Here is a 954-nt window from a genome sequence, read left to right as displayed (position 1 = left end):
GTATAAGAGACAGCGTACCGGACCTGACCGCCCGCAAGGGAGTTCGCCGTACCCGGGGCTGGCACGCCACCACCGGTGTCTGGCTCGCGGTCGGCCTGCTGTTCCTCTCCGCCACCGGCTTGACCTGGTCCCGGTACGCCGGCGCGAACTTCAGCACCGGCCTGGACACCCTGCGCGCCGGCACTCCGGAACTCTCCACCACCGTCGACGGCGTGGCCCCGCCCGCGGGCGGCGGTGAGCATCAGCACGGTGGCGCGGCGACCGGCACGGCGGACAATCCGGCGTCCTACGACAATGTGCTGGCCTCCGCGCGCAGCGCCGGACTCTCGGGACCGGTGGAGATCAGCCCCGCCGCGGAGCCCGGCCTGGCCTGGACCGTCGCCCAGGTCGACAACGCCTGGCCGGTCGCGAAGGATCGAATCGCCGTCGAGCCCACCACCGGCGCGGTCACCGCCCGCAGCGACTTCGCCGACTGGCCGCTGCTCGCGCAGCTCAGCAGCCTCGGCATCCAAGCCCACATGGGAATCCTGTTCGGGCCGATCAACCAGATCCTGCTCGCGGCGCTCGCTCTCGGTCTGCTCTGCGTCATCGTCTGGGGCTACCGCATGTGGTGGCAGCGCCGCCCCACCCGCGCCGGCCGTCGCGCCCCGCTCGGCTCACCGCCCGCCCGAGGTGGCCTCCGCGGGCTCCCGTGGTGGGCGCTGCTGCTCGGCGTACCGGTCACCCTGGCACTCGGCTGGGCACTGCCCTGGTTCGGCGTCACCCTGCTCGGCTTCCTCGTCGTCGATCTCGTCCTCGGCCTGCTCGCGCGTCGGCGCCGCCGGCCCCTACCCGTCTCACCCGCGCCGGCCGGCAGCTGACCCCGGCGGCTATCCGGCCGTCACCGCCTCGGAGAGACCGGACAGCCGCCGTGAACCCTCAGTCGCGGATCCGCACGGCGCCTCGCCCCTCCTG

1 protein-coding gene is annotated in these 954 nt (G+C 73.7%); it reads left to right on the top strand.

Annotated features, from left to right (window positions below; all coding sequences use genetic code 11):
- Positions 1-860 (top strand): PepSY domain-containing protein (locus KBX39_RS31995; RefSeq protein ID WP_210874153.1); only part of this gene is annotated, 860 nt, incomplete at its 5' end.
- Between the last annotated feature and the right edge of the window lie 94 nt (positions 861-954).

The sequence above is a fragment of the Micromonospora sp. D75 genome (assembly GCF_018070405.1).
Taxonomy (GTDB): domain Bacteria; phylum Actinomycetota; class Actinomycetes; order Mycobacteriales; family Micromonosporaceae; genus Micromonospora; species Micromonospora chalcea.
The sequence above is the reverse complement of the archived record's forward strand: the minus strand, read 5'-3'. Positions and strand labels throughout refer to the sequence as shown.